General features: G+C 42.6%; 19 protein-coding genes, 3 tRNA genes, 3 rRNA genes and 1 other RNA gene. 25 read left to right on the top strand and 1 reads right to left on the bottom strand.

Annotation, left to right across the window (positions count from 1 at the left end; all coding sequences use genetic code 11):
• Positions 1–23 precede the first annotated feature (23 nt).
• The 25 genes from ffs (at position 24) to AC4HCY_RS00810 (ending at position 23,023) form a co-directional block, all read left to right on the top strand.
• Positions 24–292: signal recognition particle sRNA large type (gene ffs, locus AC4HCY_RS00930), an RNA gene on the top strand.
• 127 nt (positions 293–419) lie between these two features.
• Positions 420–2,042 carry a DNA polymerase III subunit gamma/tau gene (gene dnaX, locus AC4HCY_RS00925; RefSeq protein WP_491095181.1) on the top strand — a complete coding sequence of 541 codons (1,623 nt, stop codon included), beginning with the start codon at positions 420–422 and terminating at the stop codon, positions 2,040–2,042.
• Positions 2,043–2,262: 220 nt separating this feature from the next.
• A complete protein-coding gene (locus AC4HCY_RS00920; RefSeq protein WP_323433393.1) occupies positions 2,263–2,604 on the top strand; it encodes a YbaB/EbfC family nucleoid-associated protein in 342 nt (113 codons plus the stop codon).
• Positions 2,604–3,203, top strand: coding sequence for a recombination mediator RecR (gene recR / locus AC4HCY_RS00915; RefSeq protein WP_323433394.1), 600 nt, complete (start codon positions 2,604–2,606; stop codon positions 3,201–3,203). The genes AC4HCY_RS00920 and recR overlap by 1 nt, the downstream gene beginning before the upstream one ends.
• A gap of 77 nt (positions 3,204–3,280) precedes the next feature.
• The gene (locus AC4HCY_RS00910) at positions 3,281–3,541 is read left to right on the top strand and encodes a YaaL family protein (RefSeq protein ID WP_491095180.1); all 261 of its coding nucleotides are present in this window, start codon (positions 3,281–3,283) and stop codon (positions 3,539–3,541) included.
• Positions 3,542–3,823: 282 nt separating this feature from the next.
• Positions 3,824–4,024 (top strand): pro-sigmaK processing inhibitor BofA family protein, encoded by a 201-nt coding sequence (locus AC4HCY_RS00905; RefSeq protein ID WP_491096061.1) that lies wholly within the window; start codon positions 3,824–3,826, stop codon positions 4,022–4,024.
• 316 nt (positions 4,025–4,340) lie between these two features.
• Positions 4,341–5,888: an ABC transporter substrate-binding protein gene (locus tag AC4HCY_RS00900; RefSeq protein WP_491095179.1), complete on the top strand. Its 1,548-nt coding sequence runs from the start codon at positions 4,341–4,343 to the stop codon at positions 5,886–5,888.
• Between the two features lie 108 nt (positions 5,889–5,996).
• Complete coding sequence (locus tag AC4HCY_RS00895) at positions 5,997–6,914, top strand: ABC transporter permease (protein WP_323431729.1); 918 nt, start codon at positions 5,997–5,999, stop codon at positions 6,912–6,914.
• A 13-nt stretch (positions 6,915–6,927) separates the two neighbouring features.
• Positions 6,928–7,767, top strand: a complete 840-nt coding sequence (locus AC4HCY_RS00890) for an ABC transporter permease (RefSeq protein WP_491095178.1) — start codon at positions 6,928–6,930, stop codon at positions 7,765–7,767.
• Positions 7,768–7,791: 24 nt separating this feature from the next.
• Positions 7,792–8,766, top strand: coding sequence for an ABC transporter ATP-binding protein (locus AC4HCY_RS00885; RefSeq protein ID WP_323431731.1), 975 nt, complete (start codon positions 7,792–7,794; stop codon positions 8,764–8,766).
• A 12-nt stretch (positions 8,767–8,778) separates the two neighbouring features.
• Positions 8,779–9,771 carry an ABC transporter ATP-binding protein gene (locus tag AC4HCY_RS00880; RefSeq protein ID WP_491095177.1) on the top strand — a complete coding sequence of 331 codons (993 nt, stop codon included), beginning with the start codon at positions 8,779–8,781 and terminating at the stop codon, positions 9,769–9,771.
• A 102-nt stretch (positions 9,772–9,873) separates the two neighbouring features.
• Entirely contained in the window at positions 9,874–10,938 is a 1,065-nt protein-coding gene (locus AC4HCY_RS00875) for a C45 family peptidase (protein WP_323431733.1), read from the top strand.
• A gap of 7 nt (positions 10,939–10,945) precedes the next feature.
• Positions 10,946–12,127, top strand: coding sequence for a M24 family metallopeptidase (locus tag AC4HCY_RS00870; RefSeq protein ID WP_491095176.1), 1,182 nt, complete (start codon positions 10,946–10,948; stop codon positions 12,125–12,127).
• 122 nt (positions 12,128–12,249) lie between these two features.
• Positions 12,250–13,113 carry a MurR/RpiR family transcriptional regulator gene (locus AC4HCY_RS00865; protein ID WP_323431735.1) on the top strand — a complete coding sequence of 288 codons (864 nt, stop codon included), beginning with the start codon at positions 12,250–12,252 and terminating at the stop codon, positions 13,111–13,113.
• A gap of 140 nt (positions 13,114–13,253) precedes the next feature.
• Positions 13,254–13,832: a 2-oxoacid:acceptor oxidoreductase subunit gamma family protein gene (locus AC4HCY_RS00860; protein WP_255229325.1), complete on the top strand. Its 579-nt coding sequence runs from the start codon at positions 13,254–13,256 to the stop codon at positions 13,830–13,832.
• Positions 13,829–14,146: a 4Fe-4S binding protein gene (locus AC4HCY_RS00855; RefSeq protein WP_323431736.1), complete on the top strand. Its 318-nt coding sequence runs from the start codon at positions 13,829–13,831 to the stop codon at positions 14,144–14,146. The genes AC4HCY_RS00860 and AC4HCY_RS00855 overlap by 4 nt, the downstream gene beginning before the upstream one ends.
• A gap of 2 nt (positions 14,147–14,148) precedes the next feature.
• A complete protein-coding gene (porA, locus tag AC4HCY_RS00850; RefSeq protein WP_491095175.1) occupies positions 14,149–15,330 on the top strand; it encodes a pyruvate ferredoxin oxidoreductase in 1,182 nt (393 codons plus the stop codon).
• 11 nt (positions 15,331–15,341) lie between these two features.
• Complete coding sequence (locus AC4HCY_RS00845) at positions 15,342–16,277, top strand: thiamine pyrophosphate-dependent enzyme (protein ID WP_491095174.1); 936 nt, start codon at positions 15,342–15,344, stop codon at positions 16,275–16,277.
• Between the two features lie 32 nt (positions 16,278–16,309).
• Positions 16,310–16,624, top strand: coding sequence for a hypothetical protein (locus AC4HCY_RS00840; RefSeq protein ID WP_323431739.1), 315 nt, complete (start codon positions 16,310–16,312; stop codon positions 16,622–16,624).
• Between the two features lie 298 nt (positions 16,625–16,922).
• Positions 16,923–18,445: ribosomal RNA gene (locus AC4HCY_RS00835) — 16S ribosomal RNA — on the top strand.
• Between the two features lie 350 nt (positions 18,446–18,795).
• Positions 18,796–18,871, top strand: a tRNA-Ala gene (locus AC4HCY_RS00830).
• A gap of 133 nt (positions 18,872–19,004) precedes the next feature.
• A tRNA-Ile gene (locus AC4HCY_RS00825) sits at positions 19,005–19,081 on the top strand.
• A gap of 220 nt (positions 19,082–19,301) precedes the next feature.
• Positions 19,302–22,630: ribosomal RNA gene (locus AC4HCY_RS00820) — 23S ribosomal RNA — on the top strand.
• A 193-nt stretch (positions 22,631–22,823) separates the two neighbouring features.
• Positions 22,824–22,940, top strand: a 5S ribosomal RNA gene (gene rrf / locus AC4HCY_RS00815).
• The 16S, 23S and 5S rRNA genes sit together here with 3 tRNA genes alongside, the layout of an rRNA operon.
• Positions 22,941–22,947: 7 nt before the next feature.
• Positions 22,948–23,023: transfer RNA gene (locus AC4HCY_RS00810), tRNA-Asn, on the top strand.
• A gap of 74 nt (positions 23,024–23,097) precedes the next feature.
• Here AC4HCY_RS00810 and AC4HCY_RS00805 read toward each other — a convergent pair.
• A complete protein-coding gene (locus AC4HCY_RS00805; protein ID WP_255229398.1) occupies positions 23,098–23,787 on the bottom strand; it encodes a FadR/GntR family transcriptional regulator in 690 nt (229 codons plus the stop codon).
• Between the last annotated feature and the right edge of the window lie 84 nt (positions 23,788–23,871).

The raw sequence follows: 23,871 nt of genomic DNA, 5'->3' as shown, positions 1-23,871 counted from the left end.
ATCATTGATTGTTTACAGCTTGGCCGTGCTAGATGGGGAGTTTGCGGTGCCCTGTAACCTGCAATCCGCAGCAGCAGGATTGAATTCCTTTGCTTAGGCCGGCGTCTGTAAGGTCTGACCTTGATAAGTGGTGATGATGATTGGGTCCTGCGCAACAGAAATTTATGAACCCCGTCAGGTCCGGAAGGAAGCAGCGGTAAGTAAACCCTTCTGTGTGCCGCGGGGATGCCTGATTGGAGCTAACTGTCCGGGTAACGCTTGGAGATGTCCGAAGCCGAAGAAAGGTGCACGGCCATTTATATTTTAAAAAGAAAGTTCGTAATATTACGGGCTTTTTTCTTTTTCTCAGCATATATAGTTTTCCAAACCGGGAAAAATGTTATAATATATATTAGTCATAAACATGAGGAGTTGATAATATGTACACCGCATTATACCGCAAATGGAGGCCTAAAAAATTCGAGGATGTTTGCGGTCAGGAACAGATCACCACAATTTTAAAAAATCAAATCAAGGCTAATCAGCTTTCTCATGCCTATTTATTTTGCGGCACCAGGGGAACAGGCAAGACCAGCACGGCAAAGCTTCTTGCTAAGGCAGTGAATTGCTTTGACCTTGTAGACGGCAATCCCTGTGACCGCTGCGAAAGCTGCATCAGCATAAATCAAGGCAATTCTATGGATGTTTTTGAAATAGATGCGGCATCAAACAGAAGGATTGAGGACGTAAGAGACCTGAGAGAAGCGGTAAAGTTTGCTCCCGCCTTGGGCAAGTACAAAGTATATATAATAGACGAGGTTCATATGCTCACCAATGAAGCCTTCAATGCATTGCTGAAAACCTTGGAGGAGCCTCCGGCCTATGTAAAATTTATACTGGCAACAACAGAGCCTCACAAATTGCCTGCTACTATATTGTCCAGATGCCAGAGATTTGATTTCAAGCGCCTCGTTCAGGATAATATTGTGAATAGATTGGAATATATATGTAAGGAAGAAAATATTAAAGCTGATGACGATGCTTTGAGGCTCATAGCGAGAAATTCCGACGGAGCCATGAGAGATGCCATAAGCATTATGGATCAATGTGCCGTATTTGGCAAAATGAACATAAACCATGATGATGTTCTTAAAGTTTTGGGCATAGTAAATGATGAATATCTTTTCAAAATGGCAGAGGCCATATTGGAGGGGAACAGCTCGAAGGCCATGCTCCTCATTCAGGAAATCTCACGTGAAGGAAAGGATATGAACCAATTTGCCAGAGATCTTCTCAATCACTATAGAAATCTTCTTATGGCCAAACTGGTAGACCAAGCTGAGGATGTTATAGATTTATCCAAAGAGACTATCTCAATGCTGAAGGATCAAAGCAGCCGCTACGGAAGAGACAACATCATCAGGTGCATAAATATTTTATCAGAGCTGACATCGGAGATAAAATGGTCACCGCAGCCCAAAACGATTTTGGAAGTATCCATAATAAAAATGTGCAAGCTTCAGAAAGATATAAGCTCCGACGGCTTGTTGGCAAGGATAGAAAAGCTGGAGGAGGCCCTGGCAAGGGGAGAGATATCCATAACCGCCATACCGGAGGATAAAAAAACAAAAAAGGAAGAGAAGAAAGAAGAAAAGAAAGTTCCGGAAAAGATAAGAAAGGCTGATGTTAAACCACTATCACCGGAGATAATGGAGAAGTGGGACGGCTTTATACAAGAGATCAAAAACAGAAAAAAGATGAAGCTGAGGACTTACCTAGCATTATGCAAGCCCGCCATAGTTGACGGTGAAAAGATCATGCTCTGCTTTACCAGACAGGATTCCTTTTCAAAGGAAGCTGTGGAGAGAGCTGATACCAAGAAGGAAATTGAAGAAATTGCATGCGAATACTTCTCCAAGCCCATAAAAATAAAAGCCATATTTGAAGATGAAGCCGGGAAGCTTGATGATGAAGTCAAGGACGATGCAAAGGTCGACGATATAGTAAAAAAAGCTATTGAGCTATTTGGCGAAGACCTCGTTGAAGTAGTGGAAGAAGACTAAGAACTTAGGGTTACAGAAACCACTGAAATACACGGAAATTTTCACGAAAGAACACAGACGGGATGATGTATTTTAATTCATCAAGATATTCCAAAGGTTATTGTAAATTCATCAAAAAAATAATAAACTAATCATGTGCAAAGTATAATACCCTTTTCGTGAAATTTAGTGAGAGATTCAGTGACCTTCAGTGGTTAAATAATAAAGAGGAGGAATAATAATGGCGAGAGGTGGATTCCCAGGAGGAATGGGGAACATGAACAATATAATGAAGCAGGCTCAGAAGATGCAGCAGGAAATGGTGAAGCTTCAGCAGGAAATAGAACAAAGAAACATAGAAGCAAGCGCAGGAGGCGGAGCTATCACAGTGGTTATAAACGGCAAGAAGCAAGTACAGTCCATAGCCATAAAGCCTGAAGTGGTGGATCCTGATGATGTTGAAATGCTTCAGGATCTGGTAATGGCTGCTGTCAACGAGGCTATCAGGCAGGCTGACGAAATGATGGCCCGAGAAATGAGCAAATTTACAGGTGGTATGAACCTGCCCGGAGGTTTATTCTAATGAACTATTACGCAGCTCCTATTGCAAAGCTTATCGAAGCTTTTACAAGATTGCCCGGCATAGGGAGCAAAACGGCTCAGCGACTGGCTTTTTATCTTCTTGATATGCCTCAGAAGGAAGCGGAGGAATTGGCTCATGCAATAATAAATGCAAAGAGAAGCGTAAGATACTGTGAAATATGCTCCAATATTACGGATAGTGATAAATGCAATATATGCTCCGATGCCAAAAGGGATGAAAGCATAATATGTGTAGTTGAAGATCCAAGGGATGTTGTGGCCATGGAAAAGACGAGGGAATTTAGGGGCCTTTATCATGTGCTTCATGGAGCAATTTCTCCTATGGACGGCATAGGACCTGATGATATTAGGCTTAAGGAGCTGTTAGCCAGACTCAAGGACGGAAAGATAAAAGAAGTCATACTGGCGACCAATCCAAATATAGAAGGGGAAGCCACAGCTATGTATATTTCAAAACTGATAAAACCCTTAGGTGTGAAAACTACAAGGATCGCACATGGAGTGCCCGTCGGCGGGGATCTTGAATACGCTGATGAGGTCACTTTGATGAAAGCCTTAGAAGGCAGAAGAGAAATTTAGACAAGGCCTCCGTATATTTTTTCTATAATATGGGTATATTTATATAAAAATAGAAAAAATATGAGGAGGCATTTCATTTGTCCGCAAATTTAGAAGTCAAGCAGCTTTTACATATGATACCCGGTTTTGTGAAAAGCAAAAAGGACAGCAGCAATGAGGAGTTTTTTATGGCCGTTGCTAAAGCTCGCCAGGAATGGTACGATGCGCAAAACTATTTTGAAAACGTGGTTGAATCGGACTTGATCGATCATGCAATTTATAAGATGGAAGCGGCGAAATCTAAATATATGTATATGATAAAACGTGCCAGGCAATGCGGCATAAAGATGGACTTTTGATTATTGTTTGTTTTTGAAGTGTTTAAAGAAAATATAAATGGCTCTTCGGCTGTTTTTTGTGAAAGCTATGCAAAAAATCTATTGCTGGATTCTTACAAAAATAGTGGAAGAGCTATTTTGCTGCGAAAAAATATTAATAAAATATTATGTAATATTTTATTAATATTGAAATATATATTATTTAGCCAAGTTGTAGTAAAAGGAGGCGATATTGTGCCCCAGGTAGATATTTTTACCATATTGGCCGTATTTTTGGCCATTGGAGTTATTTATATCATTGGAATGCTTTTGGTGGTGCCAATAAAAATTGTAATCAAATTTATAATCAACGGTATAATCGGTGCAGTTGCTCTTTTCTTCCTCAATATATTTGGCGGATTTATCGGGATAACTATCGCTATAAATCCGGTAACTGCTCTTATAGCCGGCTTTCTGGGAATACCGGGAGTGCTGCTGCTATTGTTCCTGCAATATTTTCTATGAGTGTCATAGTGGAAATATTATCTTAAATAATAAATGGGATTATTAAAATGTTTTAATAATCCCATTTATTATGGCAGCAATTCAGTTTACTAAATTTCATTATATTAATAAATACTGAAAATTTCAACTATATGTTGAGATTTGAACGAAATTGATGTATAATAAAAAATGTTTAAACTTAAACACAAAGCAACAGATAAGTAAAAAGTTTAACAAAATGCCTCTGGTATCATTTGCAATATTAAGATGTATGCAAATATTAGCAGATGATAATGATAAAAATCAAAAAATAATATACAAAGATGGAGGGAATAAAATGAAAAAAGTTATCAGCGCGGCATTAATTATGGTAATGGTACTATCACTTATCACAGGGTGCTCTAACGATTCTTCGGGAAACTCGGCAGGTGGACAATCTCAAAATCCGGGTTCATCGTCCTCAAAAGAAATAAAATTTGCCTCACCGGTAGATGTATCCAGCCTGGACCCAAGAAATGCAACCGGTACAACTACAGCACAAATATTAGCCCATATTTATAGCAGCCTTCTAAAGACAGATGCTAATGGAGCTATAGCTAAAGATTTGGCAGAATCTTATGAATCAGTTAATGATACCACATGGAAATTCAAGCTTAAAGAAGGTATTACATTTCATGATGGTTCCAAACTTACATCAGAAGATGTAAAGTATACCATCGATACTATTAAAGATAAGGATAAGAAATTTAAGCTTGCTTCAGACTTTTCTTTTATGACAGTAAATGTAACCGATGAGCTGAGCTTCGAAATTGTTACTGACCAGCCTTTTGCAGCTCTTCCTTTAAGACTGACCTATGTTAAGATTATCCCCAAGGCATATGTTGAAAGAGTAGGGGATGAAGAGTTTGCAAAAAATCCTGTAGGTTCCGGTCCTTACAAATTTGTTGAGCGCAAAAAAGATGAAAAGGTTGCAATGGAAGCCTACGAAAACTATTTTGGCGGCAAACCGGCAGTGGGAAAGGTTACTTATTTAATTATTCCTGAAGCAGCAGCAAGGATTGCGGCTTTGGAAGCCGGAGAAGTCGATATAATAAGCAATGTAGAAACTAGTCAGGTTGAAAGACTCAAATCTGCAGACAACCTTGATGTAATAGGGAACCCGACAACTCGTGTTATTTTCATCGGTATGAATACGCTTATTGATAGTCCGTTAAAGAATGTAAAAGTGAGACAAGCACTTAACTATGCTGTTGATAAAGATGCAATAATCAAGGGAGTCTTGGATGGTTACGGGACTCAAATTGCAACGATCTCTACTCCTCAGTATGAAGGCTACGACTCATCTATTGCTCCATATGAGTATGACCCGGAAAAGGCAAAACAATTGTTAACTGAAGCAGGATATCCAAATGGCTTTGAACTAAAGTTGAGTGTTACTTCCGGATATCTTAACGGTCAGGACGTTGTACAGGCTATAGCAGCTCAGCTTGCGGAAGTTGGAATAAAGTGTACTGTAAGAGAAGCCGACAGCAATACTCAGCGTGAGCAGATAGCTGCAGGTACTGTTGACCCTCTTTATATGAATGGAATAGGCGGTCCCTACTCTAATATTGATCTGGTAACTAAACTTTCCTTCTCCACAGGAGAAAGATATTCCACATATAGCAATCCTGATTTTGATGCATTAAGGCTTAAAGCTGCTGCTACAGTTGATAAGAATGAAGCTGCTGAGCTTTTGTCTCAGCTCCAGCAAATGGCTAAGGATGAAGCGCCGGCTATTTTCTTATACCAACAATATGGCCTCTATGGATACAATAAGAGAGTTATTAATTGGACTCCCAGAGTTGATGAAATGATAGTGGTAACTGATGCGGATGTACAATAATTTACTGAGAAAATTTTAATATATCATTTTGACATTAGGGATGATGTACTGGGTTTTCTGCCTTACATCATCCCCGGTCTAATATACCCAAAAGAAAGGTGGGTAAGTATGGCGAAATACTTAGCTAAAAGACTTGGCCAATCTCTCATTGCTGTTCTCGGAATTACGCTGGTGGTTTTTTTAGTATTAAATGTTGCAGGAGATCCTGTTCAACTGATGCTGCCGCCAAGTGCTTCCCAGGCAGATATTGAAGCGATGAGAGAGGAGATGGGCTTTAACGATCCGATTATAGTTCAGTTTGGCCGTTTTTTAAAAGGGGCTGTAGTAGGGGATTTTGGTATGTCTTACAACTATAATGAGCCCGCCATGGCTGTTGTACTTGAAAGGCTTCCTGCTACTTTGAAGCTTGCCGGTGCTGCTTTATTAATATCTTTAATATTCGGCATACCTGCTGGAATAATATCAGCAATTAAGCGTAATTCGAAAACTGATGCAGTGATCCGAAGTATATCGTTGTTAGGTCAATGTATCCCTGCTTTTTGGCTTGGTATTATGCTTATAATGATATTCTCTGTTAAACTCAGATGGCTTCCGACATCAGGCAATGATTCCTGGAAATCAATTATAATGCCTGCTTTTACATTAGGAGTTTTTACCGCGGCAACCATTACGCGGCTGCTGCGTTCCAACATGCTGGAGATTATGACCAAGGAATATATAGATGTAGCTAAGGCTAAGGGATTGGGCGGATATATGATAGTCATGAAACACGCATTTAAAAATGCGCTGAGTTCTATTCTTACGGTTCTTGGTCTTCAGATTGCATCATTGATAGGCGGAGCTGTAATTACCGAGACAGTCTTTGGTTGGCCGGGTATCGGCAGGTTGGCCGTCCAGTCTATTACTAACAGTGACTTTATGGTGGTGGAGGCTATAGTATTTATAATGGCTATATCCTTTACCTTAATAAATCTGGTTGTAGATATATTATATTGTATTATCAATCCACGCATAAAGATGCAGTAAGGAGGGGAACTCGATGTGGAATAATTTAAAGGAAAGCAAGACAGGCATTTTAGGACTAAGCATAGTCCTGTTGGTCATCGTTGTTGCCTTTACTGCAACAATAATCAGTCCATACGATCCTGTGAAGCAGGATATTATCAATAAGATGAAGCCTCCAGCATGGTCCGAGGGCGGAACTTGGGACCATATTTTTGGGACCGACCAGCTTGGCAGAGACATCTTATCCCGTTTAATATATGGAAGCAGGGTGACACTTATGGTAGCATTCTCAGGTACGATTCTTGCCGGTATAGTTGGAGTTGTTATGGGAGCAATAAGCGGATATTATGGAGGCTGGATTGATTCACTTATTATGAGGATTGTTGACATCCAACTGTCTTTCCCTTTCATACTGCTTGCCTTATTTATCGCTGCAGTGCTGGGGTCCGGTTTGCAGAACATCATACTCATCGCAGGTCTCAGCGGCTGGGTTAGATATGCGAGACTTGTCCGCGGCGAAATACTATCTATAAAAGAGATGGAGTATATAGAGGCAATAAGATCTTTAGGCGGTTCAAACATGAGAATAATTTTTCGGCACATCCTGCCAAATGTTATAAGTCCGGTTATAGTAATAGCGACTCTTGAAATGGCAAAGATCATACTGATGGAGGCTTCCTTAAGTTACCTTGGATTAGGCGTCCCTATTGAGATACCTACCTGGGGAAGGATGCTTTCGGATAGTAGGGTACATCTGGTAACATCTCCATGGATGGCAATATTACCTGGTCTTGCCATAACACTGACCGTTTTGGGTGTGAATCTCTTAGGCGATTGGTTGAGAGATTATCTCGATCCCAAGTTGGATTTCTAAAAAGAATTTGAGGAGATATGGATTATGAGCAAACCTATACTTACGGTAGAGAACTTAACTGTAACTTTTGAAACAAAATATGGCAGGGCAGCAGCCGTCAATGATATAAGTTTTACTTTAAAAGAAGGAGAAAAGCTGGGGCTGGTCGGTGAATCAGGTTCAGGGAAAAGTGTGACTTCCAAGAGCATCATGAGATTGCTGCCATCACCTCCGGCAAAAGTAGAAGGGAAAGTATTTCTCGGTGATAAGAACCTTCTTGATATAAGCGAAAAGGAAATGAGGCAATATCTCGGCAACAAAATAACCATGATTTTTCAGGAACCCATGGTTTCGCTTAACCCATTATTTACAATTGGAAATCAGCTTTCTGAAGTTATACGCCTTCATCAAAACTGCACTAAAAAAGAATGCTGCAAAAAGGTTGTTGATATGCTTAAAACCGTCGGAATTCCATCGCCGGAAACGCGTTTCAGCCAGTATCCCTTTGAGCTTTCCGGCGGCATGAGACAAAGGGTAATGATCGCTATGGCTCTTTTATGCAAACCTCAGGTGCTTATTGCAGATGAACCCACTACCGCATTGGATGTTACAATTCAGGCTCAGATCATGGATCTGCTTAAGAATCTTAATAAAGAATTTAATGTATCAATAATCCTGATAACCCATGATCTCGGAGTAGTTGCTGAGATGGTAGACACTGTTGCAGTCATGTATGCAGGAAGCATTGTCGAAAAAGGGCCGGTCAGAGATATTTTCTATAATCCCAGGCATCCATATACACAAGGGCTATTGAAAGCCATCCCTACTATGAAGGATGTAAAGGGAGATTTGGAAACCATAGAAGGAAACGTGCCAAGCATATATAAACTACCAAGCGGCTGCGCTTTTAACAATAGATGCAAATATAAGAAATCTATCTGTACTCAGGAGGTGCCGCCTATGACAGTATTCGGGGAACAATGGATCAAGTGCTGGAAGTGTACCGATAGATGGGGATAGGAGGCAAGGAGTATGAATGCAGAAGTTACTTATAATGACCAGGCTTTAATGCAAGTACGCAATTTAAAAAAATGGTTTAGTGTTGGCAGCGGCTTATTTAATAGAGAGAAATCTTTCGTTAAAGCAGTTGATGATATAAATCTTACCATAAACTATGGGGAAACCCTGGGAATCGTGGGAGAGTCAGGATGCGGGAAATCCACTTTGGCCAGGACTATCATGAGGCTTATATCACCCACAGACGGAGAAGTCATATTTGAAGGAAAAGACATAGCTAAAATGTCACCCCGAGATCTTAGAAAAGCGAGAAGAGACATACAGATGGTTTTTCAGGATCCTTACGCTTCATTAAATCCAAGGATGAGAGTAAAAGATATTCTATGCGAGCCATTTATCATTCATAGCATAGCAACAAAAGATGGAGCCATGAAAAAAGCAGAAGAACTTTTAGACATGGTTGGCCTTAGTAAAGAAAGCATGAATAAATTTCCCCATGAGTTTTCCGGAGGCCAGAGGCAGAGAATTTGCATCGCAAGAGCACTGGCGGTGAACCCTAAGCTTATCATCTGTGATGAATGTGTTTCGGCATTGGATGTATCTATTCAAGCTCAAATCATCAACCTATTGGCCAAGCTTCAAAAACAGCTGGGCTTAACAATGATTTTTATTTCCCATGATTTGAGGGTGGTTCAACATATTTCAACCAAGGTTGCCGTCATGTATCTTGGTAAAATCGTTGAATTAGCATCCAAAACGGATATTTTTGAAAACCCTGTTCACCCCTATACCAAAGCATTGATCTCTGCTGTTCCTTTGGCAGATCCGGATGCAAAAAAGAACAGAATAATACTAAAGGGTGATATACCAAGTCCTATCAATGTTCCGTCGGGATGCAGCTTTTCTACAAGATGCAGTATGGCTCAAGAGAAATGTCATATCGATAGTCCGGAGCTTAAAGAGATTTCCGAAGGACATTTTTGCCGTTGCATGTCAGTACACCGATAAAGAGAATTAACACTGAACTAACATTCAGCGGGGGCTTCCATCCCTCACTGAATGAAGTTTCGTTCAATATATAAAAATAAACGACAGCAGGAGGTTATTTATATGGATAATATTATTATAGTCAGAGGGACCCCCTATGATCAGGGTGTGGCACAGGGGAAAGCTTTGGCACAAGTAATACAAAGCAACGTTAATAGTGTGAAAGATAAGATAGCCAAAGATAAGGTGGATATTCCGCGTTATGAAGCTTTTGTTGACAGAAACGTCTCTTTCATGGAGAAGAACCATTCCCATCTGATGGAAGAAATGCGCGGTATAGCAGATGGCTCCGGCATATGCCTTAAGGATATACTCATGATTAATATTCCTGCATACTTTATGACTCAGTATTTCAATCAAGAATGCAGCATGATCTTAACAAGAGGCAAGGCGACTGCCGACGGCTGTACCTATCTCATAAAAAACCGTGACATGAGGGAACCAATAGAGCAAGCGGTAATCAAAAGGATAAATGATGACGGCAGCAGCATAATTGAGGTTAATGGCGCCGGTACGGTTACTTATCCTGCCAGCGGAATCAACAGCCATGGGCTTGGAATTACTACCACCGGTTTCTGGTCAAAGCATGCTGAGCCTGACATTGATAAGATTGATGCCGCTCATATATTTGTTAATATTCGATTGCTTCTTGAAAACTGTAAAACGGCAAAAGAAGTAATAGAATATCTCAAAACATATCCGAGATTGAATGGATTGAACATCATTGCGGCGGATGAAAGGGATGCCTTTGTCATCGAAACCACTAAAGATGCTATGTATATTGAAGAAGACGATGGAAGCGGTGTACTATACAGAACAAATCATTATATGCTGCCTGAGACAAAGGGAGTAAACCCGGAGCCTGGAGAATACCAATCCACATACAAAAGATCTGAGCGCATTGGCCAAATGCTGAAAGAACGTTACGGCAAGATAAGATTCCAAGACTTGTTTAGGATAATGTCGGATCATGAAAATGGGATCAACTCTATTTGCAGACATCCTCAGGGAGATATCACGTCCAATACCGTTTCCACAACATTAGTAGTGATAGAGGATAGGGAAGCATGGACAACAATAGGAAACCCCTGCATCAGCCTGAGATATGCTTCTTTTTCGGAAAGGTAGGTTAAGGATGGATATTAGAAATTTCGTTTCTCAGAGAATTGAAAGACTAAAGAATAAATTGGCGGAAAAGGGGGTGGATACGGCGATCATCATGAAGCCGGAGAATGCATTTTATTTTAGCAATTTTAATCCGGTGATCAATAGCCATCCATGTTTTGTAATCATCAGTGTTAAAAAAGGTGTTTTCCTATTAGTTCACAGTATTAGATGTGATCATGCAAAAGTTGAAGGTGCTCTTGAAAATGTGCAGCTATATGGGAAATGGGGTGCCAATAAGTCTTTAGCTATGGATCCTATTGATGCCGTCAGGGAGATATTATCTGATGAACCTATAAGGCTTGGGCTTGAATTGGATGCCATAAGTTTCAAGCTATATCAGCAAATTTTAAAGAAGCTCAATATTGATGCGGTTGAGGATATTTCCAATGAAATAAATATGATGAAGATCATCAAGGATGAATATGAAATAAGTTGTATCAGGAAATCTGCTGATCTGGTTGACATCGGAGTTGAAGCCACTATCAAATATCTTCAGAAAGGTTATTCTGAGGCGTGTGCTTCCACAGAAGGCCAGTATCAGATGCGCAAGGCATGGAGTGAGAAGTACGGCGACACGGAGGTCTGCGGGTTTGGAACTTCCGAAGGAGGGATGATAGACAGCCTGCATGTATGGTGCCTATCTAACGAGCACATTGCGTACGGATGCGATTGCCCTAAACACTATATACCGATACAAGGCGATATCTCATTGCCCATGGCTTGGGCAAAGGTAAATGGATATCATGCAGAAAATGAGCGCACCGTCATTATTAATAAAATAGAGGGTAAAAAGGATAAGGCTTATAAATCAATGCTGGAAGCAAGACAGGCAATTTTTGATATTATGAGGCCGGGGGTAACATTTGAATCCCTTTATCTTGCAGCAGCAGATGTCTTCATAAAAGACGGATTTGGTGATATTCTCCCCGGAAGGGTGGGGCATGGGGTAGGAAATTCTGCTCATGAATTCCCTTCATTGGCCAAGGAAAATTTAATTTTGTTAGAAGCCGGAATGGTTATAACCGTTGAACCCGGCCTTATGGAAAAAACCTGGGGAGGGGCGAGACATTCCGATACTGTGTTAATTACCGATAATGGATATGAGTGCCTTACTAAGCTTAATAATGGAAGCATTACTATAAATAAATAAGTATGGTGCATATATTATAAAGTTTTCTGAAGACTGTTGAAGATACTGTTAATTTTAGTGTAAGATATATGCAGAAGGATATAATTTCCTTATAGAATTAATTGGAGGTAGTGGTACTTGATATGGTAGATTTGAAGGAACGGATAATCAGGTCGAAGCTTACAAAAAAAGAAAGTGCTATAGCTGAATATGTACTCTATAATATTAGCAAAGCATGTTTCATGTCAGCCAGCGACCTTGCCAAAGAACTGAATACAAGTAATACTTCTGTAAATAGAATGGCTAAGGCATTGGGATACAAGGGCTTTAACGAGTTGCAAAAGGATATCCAAGAATATATAGCATCGCAAGCTGATTCTCATGATAAATTTCGATTACCTCCAAATCAAAGAATAGTGAAAGTTGATGATAGAGAGTTTTCAGAAGAAAATCTCGTTACAAAATATTTTGAGCTTACCACTAGTAATATTATGAGTGTATTATCTAAAAATTCATTGGATAGGATTGAGCGTATAGCAGATATTCTGGCTTCAAGCAATCATAAATATATAAGCGGCTATAGAGGTACTGCTGACCTTGCTAATAAATTGGGGTTTTTACTTAATCTTATAACTGAAAACGTGATTTTGGCAACTGGTGAAGATTTTGATAATATAGAAAAGGTTATGAACATTAGAGAAGATGATTGTATAGTTATAATCAGCTTTAACAGATATAAAAAGAATGCGCTTGATATAATTAATATCAGTAAAGAAAGATTGGCAAAGCTTATATTGATAACTGACAGAGCTACTGCACCTTTTGCCCAATATGCGGACGAGCTTTTAATAGTGGATGTAGCAAGCATGAGTTTTTTTAATTCAAATGTGGCGCCAATGTTTCTACTAGAGCTCATATGCACTATACTGGCTCTTAAACTGGATGAACGTGCAAAGAAAAGACTTAATATGCTTGAACCTTATATGAATAGAACTCAGATATTTTAATAAATGGACATATAACAATAAAATCTGCCCTGCTAACCGGGCAGATTTTATTGTTATTGCATTATTGATATTACTTCAAATAATATTAAATAAATTTTAGGCATATAATATTCTCAGACAAATTAAAAGGAGGGACAAGAATGAAAAAGCTTATTGAAATAAGGTGGCATGGAAGGGGAGGTCAAGGAGCTAAAACAGCCGCATTGCTTTTAGCAGACGCTGCCTTCAATACAGGCAAATACATACAGGGTTTTCCTGAATACGGCCCTGAGAGAATGGGAGCACCCATAACGGCCTACAATAGGATCAGTGATGAAAAGATCACCATTCACTCAAATATATATGAACCTGATTATGTAGCTGTTGTTGATCAGACATTGATAGGGCCTATAGACGTGGCATCAGGAATTAAGGAAGGCGGTGCCATAATAATCAATTCGGACAAAAGCCCTGAAGAATTGAGAAAACACCTAAAGGACTTCAAAGGCAAGATTTGCACCATAAATGCAAGAAAAATCTCTGAGGAAACCATAGGGAAAAACTTCCCCAATACTCCTATGCTGGGCGCGGTGGTGAAAGTGAGCGGAATAATGGACGAAGGGAAATTCCTGGGTTATATGAAAGAAAGCTTTGCTCATAAATTCGCTACCAAGCCTCAAGTGATCGATGGGAATATGAAGGCTTTGGAAAGGTCATTAAAGGAGGTGGAGGGCATATGAAGGGAAATATGGCAGGGCATATGAAAGAGAATCTGACATGGAGAGAGACGACCCCCGGGGGTACCATATATGATGCAGGGAGTGCAGAAAAATTCAAGACCGGAGACTGGAGAGCGATGAAACCGGTATGGATCATAGAAAAATGTACACAATGCATGCTTTGCCCTCCTACATGCCCCGACAGTGCGATACCTGTTAATGACAGCAAGAGGCTGGATTACGACTATGACCACTGCAAAGGCTGCGGCATATGTGCGGAAGTCTGCCCCTTTCACGCCATAGATTTTGTAAGAGAAGATGCAGAGGAGGTTTGAAAATGGGTATAAGAGAAAGGTTATCCGGAAATGAAAGCATTGCTCTGGCAATGAAGCAGATAAACCCAGATGTAGTAGCCGCTTTCCCCATCACGCCTTCCACAGAAATACCCCAATATTTTTCACAGTTCGTTGCCAACGGTAAAGTAGACACAGAATTTGTGCCTGTTGAGTCGGAGCACAGTGCTATGTCTGCTTGTATAGGAGCGCAGGCTGCAGGAGCCAGGACTATGACCGCAACTTCTGCCAACGGCCTGGCACTCATGTGGGAAATGCTCTATATTGCTTCGGCCATGAAGCTTCCTATTACTTTGGCCTGTGTAAACAGGGCTTTATCAGGTCCTCTGAATATCCATAATGATCACAGCGACTCTATGGGCGCAAGAGATTCCGGATGGATACAGATATATTCAGAAACTAACCAGGAAGCTTATGACAACTTTATACAAGGAGTGAGAATAGGAGAGCATGAGGATGTACAGCTTCCGGTAATGATATGCCAGGACGGCTTTATTACAAGCCATGCAGTTGAAAATATTGAGCTTTTGGAAGATGATGCGGTTAAAGGTTTTGTAGGCAAATATGAGCCTGAGCACTATCTTCTTAATGAAAAGGAACCTATAGCTGTAGGTCCTCTATCATTGCCTTCTCACACCTTCGAACAGAAAAGACAGCAGGCTCAATCCATGATCAACGCGAAGAAGGTCATACTGGATGTTGCAAAGGATTTCTATAAGCTGACAGGAAGACAATACGATTTATTTGAAGCATATAAGCTGGAGGATGCGGAAGTAGGAATAGTTGTTGTAAACTCAACTGCCGGAACCGCAAAAGCAGTTGTAGACGAATTGCGGGAGGCGGGTATAAAGGCAGGTCTGTTGAAAATCAGGGTGTTCAGGCCTTTTCCCGCAGATGAAATCGCAGGCGCTCTAAAAAATCTCAAAGCTTTGGCAGTAATGGATAAGGCAGAAAGCCTTTCCGGCGTTGGCGGGCCCTTGGCTGCAGAGATCAAGTCAGCTTTATATGGGAAGGCGCATGATATGCCCGTTGTAAATTATATCTATGGCCTGGGAGGCAGAGACGTGAAAACCGATGACATAAAAAAGGTATACGATGACCTTATGGAGATAATGAAAAAAGGCAGCGCTAAAGATACATACAGATATTTAGGATTAAAAGAATAGGAGGGACAGTTATGGCATATAGTTTAAAGGAAGCAATGAACAAGCCGGAGAGATTGACCGGAGGGCATAGAATGTGCGCAGGCTGCGGTGCTCCCGTTGCTGTAAGAGGGGTGCTGAGAGCTTTAAAACCTGAAGATCACGCAGTATGCGGCGCTGCTACAGGATGCTTGGAGGTTTCCACATTTCTTTATCCCTATACCGCCTGGAAGGATTCCTTCATACATAGCGCCTTCGAAAATGCAGGGGCTACAATAAGCGGTGCGGAAGCCGCCTATAATGCGCTTAAAAGAAAAGGAAAGATAAAGGGGGAGTATAAGTTCATTGCATTCGGCGGAGACGGAGGGACCTATGATATAGGCCTTCAATCCTTATCCGGAGCTATGGAAAGAGGACATGACATGGTATATGTATGCTATGACAATGAGGCATACATGAATACGGGTATTCAAAGGTCTTCGGGGACTCCCATATACACAGACACCACGACGAGCCCCGCCGGTGATGTGCTGCAGGGCAAGCAGCAATTTAACAAGGACTTGACCCAGATAATGGCAGCTCACAACATTCCCTATACGGCGCAGACGACACTGACAGCGGATTTTAAAGATCTGTATCTGAAATCAGAGAAGGCCATATATAAAAAAGGACCGGCCTTTCTCAATGTTTTGGCGCCGTGTCCAAGAGGCTGGAGATATAATACGCCTGATTTGATGAAAATCTGCAAGCTTGCAGTGGATACATGCATATGGCCTCTATACGAAATAGAGGACGGAAACTGGAAGCTTACTTATAAGCCGAGAAAAAAGTTGAGCGTGGAGGAGTATTTAAAGCCTCAGAATAGATTTATGCATTTGTTCAAAGAAAAAAATCTTCATTTAATAGAAAAGATTCAAAAGCATGTGGACGAAAGCTGGGAAGAATTATTGAAAAAATGCGGGGAAGCATAAAAACAGATGTCAATTTAGAGAGGAAGGTTCAAATGAGCAAAGAGAAAGGGATCGACAAGGATAGGATCATTATAGCTGAGCCGGAGAAATATGGGAAGATTGAAATAAGAAATATAAACTTTGACAGCGGCGAAGGCTTGGCAGGCTTTGACGGAAATATGATAGTGGGAGATAGCGAAGATTCAAAGGATGTGTTCTTTTTATCCATAAGGCCGCTAAATCAATCCGAAATAAATGCTGTCTGTGACAAGGTGGAAGAAATATATCAGGATGAATCAAAACTGATAAATCTGTCTATATATGATGGAGTAAATTCTATATATAATATGAATGAAAATCCCACATAAAAAATGTAGAAAAATATAAAAAAATATTTACTCGCATATAAAATTATGATATACTATTTTTTGCACACACTATTGCAGCAAGCTTCAGAGGGGGTCAAAATTTACCATGTTGACAAGCTGAAATGCCTGTGATAATATAGGAAAGGTCGGCACGATGAGCCGACGGTAAAATGGACTTTGAAAACTAAACAGTATTAGATATGAAGAATGTAATTCTTTTGAGTAGGATTGAACAACTATTAGTTAAAAGCATTAGAAATAATGTATAAAAGCATTAGAAATAATGATTTTAAGATATTAATTAGAGAGTTTGATCCTGGCTCAGGACGAACGCTGGCGGCGTGCCTAACACATGCAAGTCGAACGGAAATGCGGAAGTAGTTTACTATTGACGGATTTTAGTGGCGGACGGGTGAGTAACACGTGGGCAACCTGCCTTAAAGAGGGGGATAACACCGAGAAATCGGTGCTAATACCGCATAACATTAGAAAGTCGCATGACTTTGTAATCAAAGGAGAAATCCGCTTTAAGATGGGCCCGCGCCTGATTAGCTAGTTGGTGGGGTAGAAGCCTACCAAGGCGACGATCAGTAGCCGATCTGAGAGGATGAACGGCCACACTGGAACTGAGACACGGTCCAGACTCCTACGGGAGGCAGCAGTGGGGAATATTGCACAATGGAGGAAACTCTGATGCAGCAACGCCGCGTGGAGGACGAAGGTTTTCGGATTGTAAACTCCTGTCTTTTGGGACGATAATGACGGTACCAAAAGAGGAAGCCACGGCTAACTACGTGCCAGCAGCCGCGGTAATACGTAGGTGGCGAGCGTTGTCCGGAATTACTGGGCGTAAAGGGCGCGTAGGCGGCCTGTTAAGTCAGATGTGAAACCCCCAGGCTCAACTTGGGGATTGCATATGAAACTGATGGGCTCGAGTGTCGGAGAGGAAAGCGGAATTCCTAGTGTAGCGGTGAAATGCGTAGATATTAGGAGGAACACCAGTGGCGAAGGCGGCTTTCTGGACGATAACTGACGCTGAGGCGCGAAAGCGTGGGGAGCAAACAGGATTAGATACCCTGGTAGTCCACGCTGTAAACTATGGATACTAGGTGTGGGAGGTATCGACCCCTTCCGTGCCGCAGTAAACGCAATAAGTATCCCGCCTGGGGAGTACGGCCGCAAGGTTGAAACTCAAAGGAATTGACGGGGGCCCGCACAAGCAGCGGAGCATGTGGTTTAATTCGAAGCAACGCGAAGAACCTTACCAGAACTTGACATCTCCTGCATAATCCGTAATGGGATGAAATCCTTCGGGACAGGAAGACAGGTGGTGCATGGTTGTCGTCAGCTCGTGTCGTGAGATGTTGGGTTAAGTCCCGCAACGAGCGCAACCCCTATACTTAGTTGCTAACATTTGGTTGAGCACTCTAAGTAGACTGCCGGAGACAATTCGGAGGAAGGTGGGGATGACGTCAAATCATCATGCCCCTTATGTTCTGGGCTACACACGTGCTACAATGGGTATAACAACGGGAAGCAAACCAGTGATGGCAAGCAAATCCCTAAAAAATACTCCCAGTTCAGATTGTTCTCTGCAACCCGAGAACATGAAGTCGGAGTTGCTAGTAATCGCGAATCAGCATGTCGCGGTGAATACGTTCCCGGGCCTTGTACACACCGCCCGTCACACCATGGGAGTTGGAAGCACCCGAAGCCGGTGACTTAACCGCAAGGAGAGAGCCGTCGAAGGTGAAGCCAATGACTGGGGTGAAGTCGTAACAAGGTAGCCGTATCGGAAGGTGCGGCTGGATCACCTCCTTTCTAAGGAGCACATGAGAAGTAACACTCTCATAATCCTATGGTCGATGGACTAGCCACTGGCTGCTAGCCACTAGCCGCTGGCAAACAAGGCAGACCCAAGAGGAATACCTAAATGCCAGAAGCAAGAGGCCAGAAGCTAGAAGCTGACCCAATATAACTACCCAAAAGAATACACATATCTGATACTGATTAGTTTTCAGAGCCCATGCTCTGAAAAGTCGCTAGTCATCAGTCACTAGTAATGAACGGTCTTGACCGTTCAATGACCCAAAAGGAATGCTCAAATCTAGAGACTAAAGACCAGGGACTAAAGACTGACCCTTGAGGAATACCAAGGGCTCGTCATAAATGGGGGTGTAGCTCAGCTGGGAGAGCACCTGCCTTGCAAGCAGGGGGTCAGCGGTTCGATTCCGCTCATCTCCACCAAATTTAGAACTCAGAGCTAAGAACTCAGAACTCAGAAGAACGGGAACTGAGAACTTAGAATGAGATAGAGCACTGAATCCTGAAATCTGAGATCTATAACCTGAGCTCAGACGGAAAAGGAATCGTCAATAATGGGCTCATAGCTCAGGCGGTTAGAGCGCACGCCTGATAAGCGTGAGGTCGGTGGTTCGAGTCCACTTGAGCCCACCATAAACGTCAGAGCTAAGAAGTCAGAACTCAGAACTCAGAAAACTGAGGGCTGGGAACTAAACTTGAGACTTGAGCTTTTAATTCCTGAAACCTGAAAACAGACCTATAAGGAATACTAAGGGCTCGTCTAAATGCACCTTGAAAACTGCACAATACTGAGAAAAAGAAGAGGTAACAGTATGTAGATACTGTACTACTACTAAAGCTGAGGAAAAACACTGATCAAGCTAATAAGAGCATATGGTGGATGCCTTGGCACCAGGAGCCGAAGAAGGACGTGACAAGCTGCGAAAAGCTGTGGTAAGCCGCAAATAGGCCATGACCCACAGATCTCCGAATGAGGAAACTCACCTAAGGTAATGCTTAGGTATCATACAGTCAATAAAATAGCTGTATGAAGGGACACCGGGGGAACTGAAACATCTAAGTACCCCGAGGAAAAGAAAGAAACATCGATTCCCTAAGTAGCGGCGAGCGAACGGGGAAGAGCCCAAACCAAAGAGGGAAACCACTTTGGGGTTAGGACCGGCATAAACCATAAGACCCTTAGCCGAATAGAGCTGGAAAGCTCAATCGCAGAAGGTAAAAATCCTGTAGGCGAAAAGGGAAATATGGAAGCCGGAATCCAGAGTACCACGAGGAACGAGAAACCTAGTGGGAAGACGGGAGGCCCACCTCCCAAGGCTAAATACTACCTGGTGACCGATAGCGCACAGTACCGTGAGGGAAAGGTGAAAAGAACCCCGGGAGGGGAGTGAAAAAGAACCTGAAACCGTATGCTTACAATCGGTGGGAGCACATTTAAGTGTGACCGCGTACTTTTTGTAGAACGGACCAGCGAGTTGCGATGGCTAGCGAGGTTAAGGACTTTTGGTCTGAAGCCGAAGCGAAAGCGAGCCTTAATAGGGCGTAAAGTTAGCTATTGCAGACCCGAAACCGGGTGACCTATCCATGGACAGGGTGAAGTTGAAGTAAAATTCAATGGAGGCCCGAACTCACCGTTGTTGAAAAAACGGGGGATGAGCTGTGGATAGCGGAGAAATTCCAATCGAACTCGGAGATAGCTGGTTCTCCCCGAAATAGCTTTAGGGCTAGCCTCAATGGAGAATCTCGGAGGTAGAGCACTGAATGGGCTAGGGGCTTTTAAGGTTACCGAACCCTATCAAACTCCGAATGCCGAAGATTTGCTCATTGGGAGTCAGACTACGAATGATAAGATCCGTGGTCAAAAGGGAAAGAGCCCAGACCATCAGCTAAGGTCCCCAAATCCAAACTAAGTGGAAAAGGATGTGTGACTACACAGACAACCAGGATGTTGGCTTAGAAGCAGCCACTCATTGAAAGAGTGCGTAATAGCTCACTGGTCAAGTGGTCATGCGCCGAAAATGTCCGGGGCTAAAGTTTGGTACCGAAGCTATGGCTTTTGAGAAGTGGGAAGTGAGAGGTGAGAAGTGGGAATGATAAAAGGCTTTAAGGATATGAGAATATATCAAAAATCCTATGAACTAAGCATAAAAGTTCACACATTAACACTTAAATACCCAGAGTATGAAAAGTATGAGATAGGAAGCCAGATAAGAAGATCAGCAATGTCAGTACCGTTAAACATAGCAGAAGGCTATGGAAAGAAAGAATCAATTGCAGACTTTAAGAGATTTCTAAGAATGGCATTAGGGTCATGCAATGAGATAGAGGTACTGATGGATATGAGCAAAGACTTAGGCTATATAGATGAAAGTACACATAAAGAAATAACCGAACAATATATAGCAGTGAGGAAGCAGATAATATCGACGATCGAAAAATGGAAGAATGGCTAAAAATCTCAAATCTCACACCTGACTTCCCACTTCTCAAAGGGGTAGGGGAGCATTCTATGTAGGCTGAAGCTATACCGAAAGGAGTAGTGGACTGCATAGAAGAGAGAATGCTGGTATAAGTAGCGAAAGTTAAGTGAGAATCTTAACCGTCGAAAATCTAAGGATTCCTGAGGAAGGTTCGTCCGCTCAGGGTAAGTCGGGACCTAAGGAGAGGCGTATAGCGTATCCGATGGACAATCGGTTGACATTCCGATACCACCTAGAATCGCATGAAGGAAGCAGTGACGCAGGAGGATAAGATGAGCACGGTGTTGGTAATCCGTGTCCAAGCACAAAGGCTGACATACAGGAAAGACCGTATGTCATAAGGCTGATGTGTAAAGGGGAGTGAAATCCAAGTAACGAAGCATCTGATTTCACACTGTCAAGAAAAGCTGCTAACGAGAAACTAGGTGCCCGTACCGCAAACCGACACAGGTAGATGAGGAGAGAATCCTAAGACGAGCGAGAGAAGCGTTGTTAAGGAACTCGGCAAAATAACCCCGTAACTTCGGGAGAAGGGGTACTCTAGAGATAGAGTCGCAGTGAAAAGGCCCAAGCGACTGTTTAGCAAAAACACAGGTCTCTGCTAAATCGAAAGATGAAGTATAGGGGCTGACGCCTGCCCGGTGCTGGAAGGTTAAGGGGAATGCTTAGCGCAAGCGAAGGTATGAACTTAAGCCCCAGTAAACGGCGGCCGTAACTATAACGGTCCTAAGGTAGCGAAATTCCTTGTCAGGTAAGTTCTGACCCGCACGAATGGCGTAACGACTTGGGCACTGTCTCGACAACGCGCTCGGCGAAATTGTAGTACTAGTGAAGATGCTAGTTACCCGCGATTGGACGGAAAGACCCCGTAGAGCTTTACTGTAGCTTGGCATTGGGTTTCGGTATTTCATGTACAGGATAGGTGGGAGACTGAGAAATTAAGACGCCAGTCTTAATGGAGTCACCGTTGGGATACCACTCTTGAGATACTGAAATTCTAACCAGTGGCCATATAACTGGTCATGGGACATAGCCAGGCGGGCAGTTTGACTGGGGCGGTCGCCTCCCAAAGAGTAACGGAGGCGTCCAAAGGTTCCCTCAGAATGGTTGGAAATCATTCGCAGAGTGCAAAGGCAAAAGGGAGCTTAACTGCAAGAGAGACAACTCGAGCAGATACGAAAGTAGGGCTTAGTGATCCGGTGGTACCGAGTGGAAGGGCCATCGCTCAACGGATAAAAGCTACCTCGGGGATAACAGGCTTATCTCCCCCAAGAGTCCACATCGACGGGGAGGTTTGGCACCTCGATGTCGGCTCGTCGCATCCTGGGGCTGGAGTAGGTCCCAAGGGTTGGGCTGTTCGCCCATTAAAGCGGCACGCGAGCTGGGTTCAGAACGTCGTGAGACAGTTCGGTCCCTATCCGTCGCGGGCGCAGGAAATTTGAGGAGATCTGTCCTTAGTACGAGAGGACCGGGATGGACGAACCTCTGGTGTATCAGTTGTCCTGCCAAGGGCATAGCTGAGTAGCTAAGTTCGGAACGGATAAGCGCTGAAGGCATCTAAGCGCGAAGCCGGCTTCAAGATGAGATTTCCCACAGAGTAATCTGGTAAGACCCCATGTAGACCACGTGGTAGATAGGTCGGAGGTGTAAGTACAGCAATGTATGCAGCTGACCGATACTAATAGGTCGAGGGCTTGATCTAAAAATATTCTTCAGACAAACAAAGCTCAGATATTGTGTAGTTTTGAAGGTGCACGCAGCCTTAAGCTGCGAGCCGCTAGCTACTAGCCACTGGCTGCTAGCTAGAAAAAAAGACCCCAAGGGAATGCCCTAATCTAGAGGCCAGAAGCCATAGACTAGAGGCTGACCCAAAAGGAATACCTCATAGCAAATTATCCGGTGACAATAACAGAGAGGCCACACCTGTTCCCATGCCGAACACAGAAGTTAAGCTCTCTAGTGCCGATGGTACTTGGACCGCAGGGTCCCGGGAGAGTAGGTCGTCGCCGGGTTCAATACTCCTCAATAGCTCAGTCGGTAGAGCATGCGGCTGTTAACCGCAGGGTCGTTGGTTCGAGTCCAACTTGAGGAGCCATTTTTTATTTTTTGGAACAATAATTATAAAACCGTAACAGAATCTATATCTTGTTACGGTTTTATTTTATTATGCTAGCAGCCCATATCGGTGATACCTCTTTTAATATGATAATACATGGCGAGGGCAGCACCATTGGCATCCCGCTGTTCAATGAAATGGGAGATGAGACGATGGTTGGTCAGGGCGTTCTCGGAAGAAAGCTCATGTGTCCCCGCATATACTGCCGTATTGATAGCATCGCTTATGGAGGCCTCTATAGCGGGCAGCATGAGCTCAATAACACTATTATGTGTTGCTTTTGCAATCGCGGCATGAAATTGCTGATCTGCTTCAGCATATGGTTCACCGGCCAGAATCAGCTCTGCAGCTTTGCGTTCATATGAAATAATTTCTCTGATCTCCTCATCGCTTGCCCGCTCCACTACAAGACGAACATTGGCAGGCTCCAGTATAAGCCGCATCTCAAACCAGTTATGCACCAGCTTCTTTTTATCCTCTAAATAAGAAATGCCAAAGGGATCATTTTGTACATATGGATTTGCCGTAACAAAAGTGCCCCGTCCCCGCTCTATTGTCAATACACCGTTTGCAACAAGCGTTTTTACGGCCTCACGTATTGTTGTGCGGCTCACTCCTAGCTCTTCGGCAAGCTGGTTTTCATTGGGAAGCTTATCATTGGGTTTATACCTTTTTTCCAAAAAGATCATATCGCTTATTATATTTGCAATGTTTTGGGAAATAGGAATAAAGTTGTTAGCCATTTATTTCTCCTTTTTTCCAAATAAATTATATAGACATTATACCACATTTGTTTTCAAAACTCAGTATTTATTTTTTATTAGCCT

Source organism: Lutispora sp. QWL-02 (assembly GCF_058315355.1).
Note: the sequence above shows the minus strand (reverse complement) of the source record. Positions and strands in the feature narration are given on the sequence as shown.

Coding starts and splice junctions, on each gene's coding strand:
- AC4HCY_RS00900 (WP_491095179.1), top strand. CDS start 4,341: ATGAAAAAAGTTATCAGCGCGGCATTAATTATGGTAATGGTACTATCA.
- AC4HCY_RS00895 (WP_323431729.1), top strand. CDS start 5,997: ATGGCGAAATACTTAGCTAAAAGACTTGGCCAATCTCTCATTGCTGTT.
- AC4HCY_RS00840 (WP_323431739.1), top strand. CDS start 16,310: ATGAGCAAAGAGAAAGGGATCGACAAGGATAGGATCATTATAGCTGAG.
- AC4HCY_RS00870 (WP_491095176.1), top strand. CDS start 10,946: ATGGATATTAGAAATTTCGTTTCTCAGAGAATTGAAAGACTAAAGAAT.
- AC4HCY_RS00875 (WP_323431733.1), top strand. CDS start 9,874: ATGGATAATATTATTATAGTCAGAGGGACCCCCTATGATCAGGGTGTG.
- recR (WP_323433394.1), top strand. CDS start 2,604: ATGAACTATTACGCAGCTCCTATTGCAAAGCTTATCGAAGCTTTTACA.
- AC4HCY_RS00845 (WP_491095174.1), top strand. CDS start 15,342: ATGGCATATAGTTTAAAGGAAGCAATGAACAAGCCGGAGAGATTGACC.
- AC4HCY_RS00855 (WP_323431736.1), top strand. CDS start 13,829: ATGAAGGGAAATATGGCAGGGCATATGAAAGAGAATCTGACATGGAGA.
- AC4HCY_RS00860 (WP_255229325.1), top strand. CDS start 13,254: ATGAAAAAGCTTATTGAAATAAGGTGGCATGGAAGGGGAGGTCAAGGA.
- AC4HCY_RS00920 (WP_323433393.1), top strand. CDS start 2,263: ATGGCGAGAGGTGGATTCCCAGGAGGAATGGGGAACATGAACAATATA.
- porA (WP_491095175.1), top strand. CDS start 14,149: ATGGGTATAAGAGAAAGGTTATCCGGAAATGAAAGCATTGCTCTGGCA.
- AC4HCY_RS00885 (WP_323431731.1), top strand. CDS start 7,792: ATGAGCAAACCTATACTTACGGTAGAGAACTTAACTGTAACTTTTGAA.
- AC4HCY_RS00805 (WP_255229398.1), bottom strand. CDS start 23,787: ATGGCTAACAACTTTATTCCTATTTCCCAAAACATTGCAAATATAATA.
- AC4HCY_RS00865 (WP_323431735.1), top strand. CDS start 12,250: ATGGTAGATTTGAAGGAACGGATAATCAGGTCGAAGCTTACAAAAAAA.
- AC4HCY_RS00890 (WP_491095178.1), top strand. CDS start 6,928: ATGTGGAATAATTTAAAGGAAAGCAAGACAGGCATTTTAGGACTAAGC.
- AC4HCY_RS00905 (WP_491096061.1), top strand. CDS start 3,824: ATGCTTTTGGTGGTGCCAATAAAAATTGTAATCAAATTTATAATCAAC.
- dnaX (WP_491095181.1), top strand. CDS start 420: ATGTACACCGCATTATACCGCAAATGGAGGCCTAAAAAATTCGAGGAT.
- AC4HCY_RS00880 (WP_491095177.1), top strand. CDS start 8,779: ATGAATGCAGAAGTTACTTATAATGACCAGGCTTTAATGCAAGTACGC.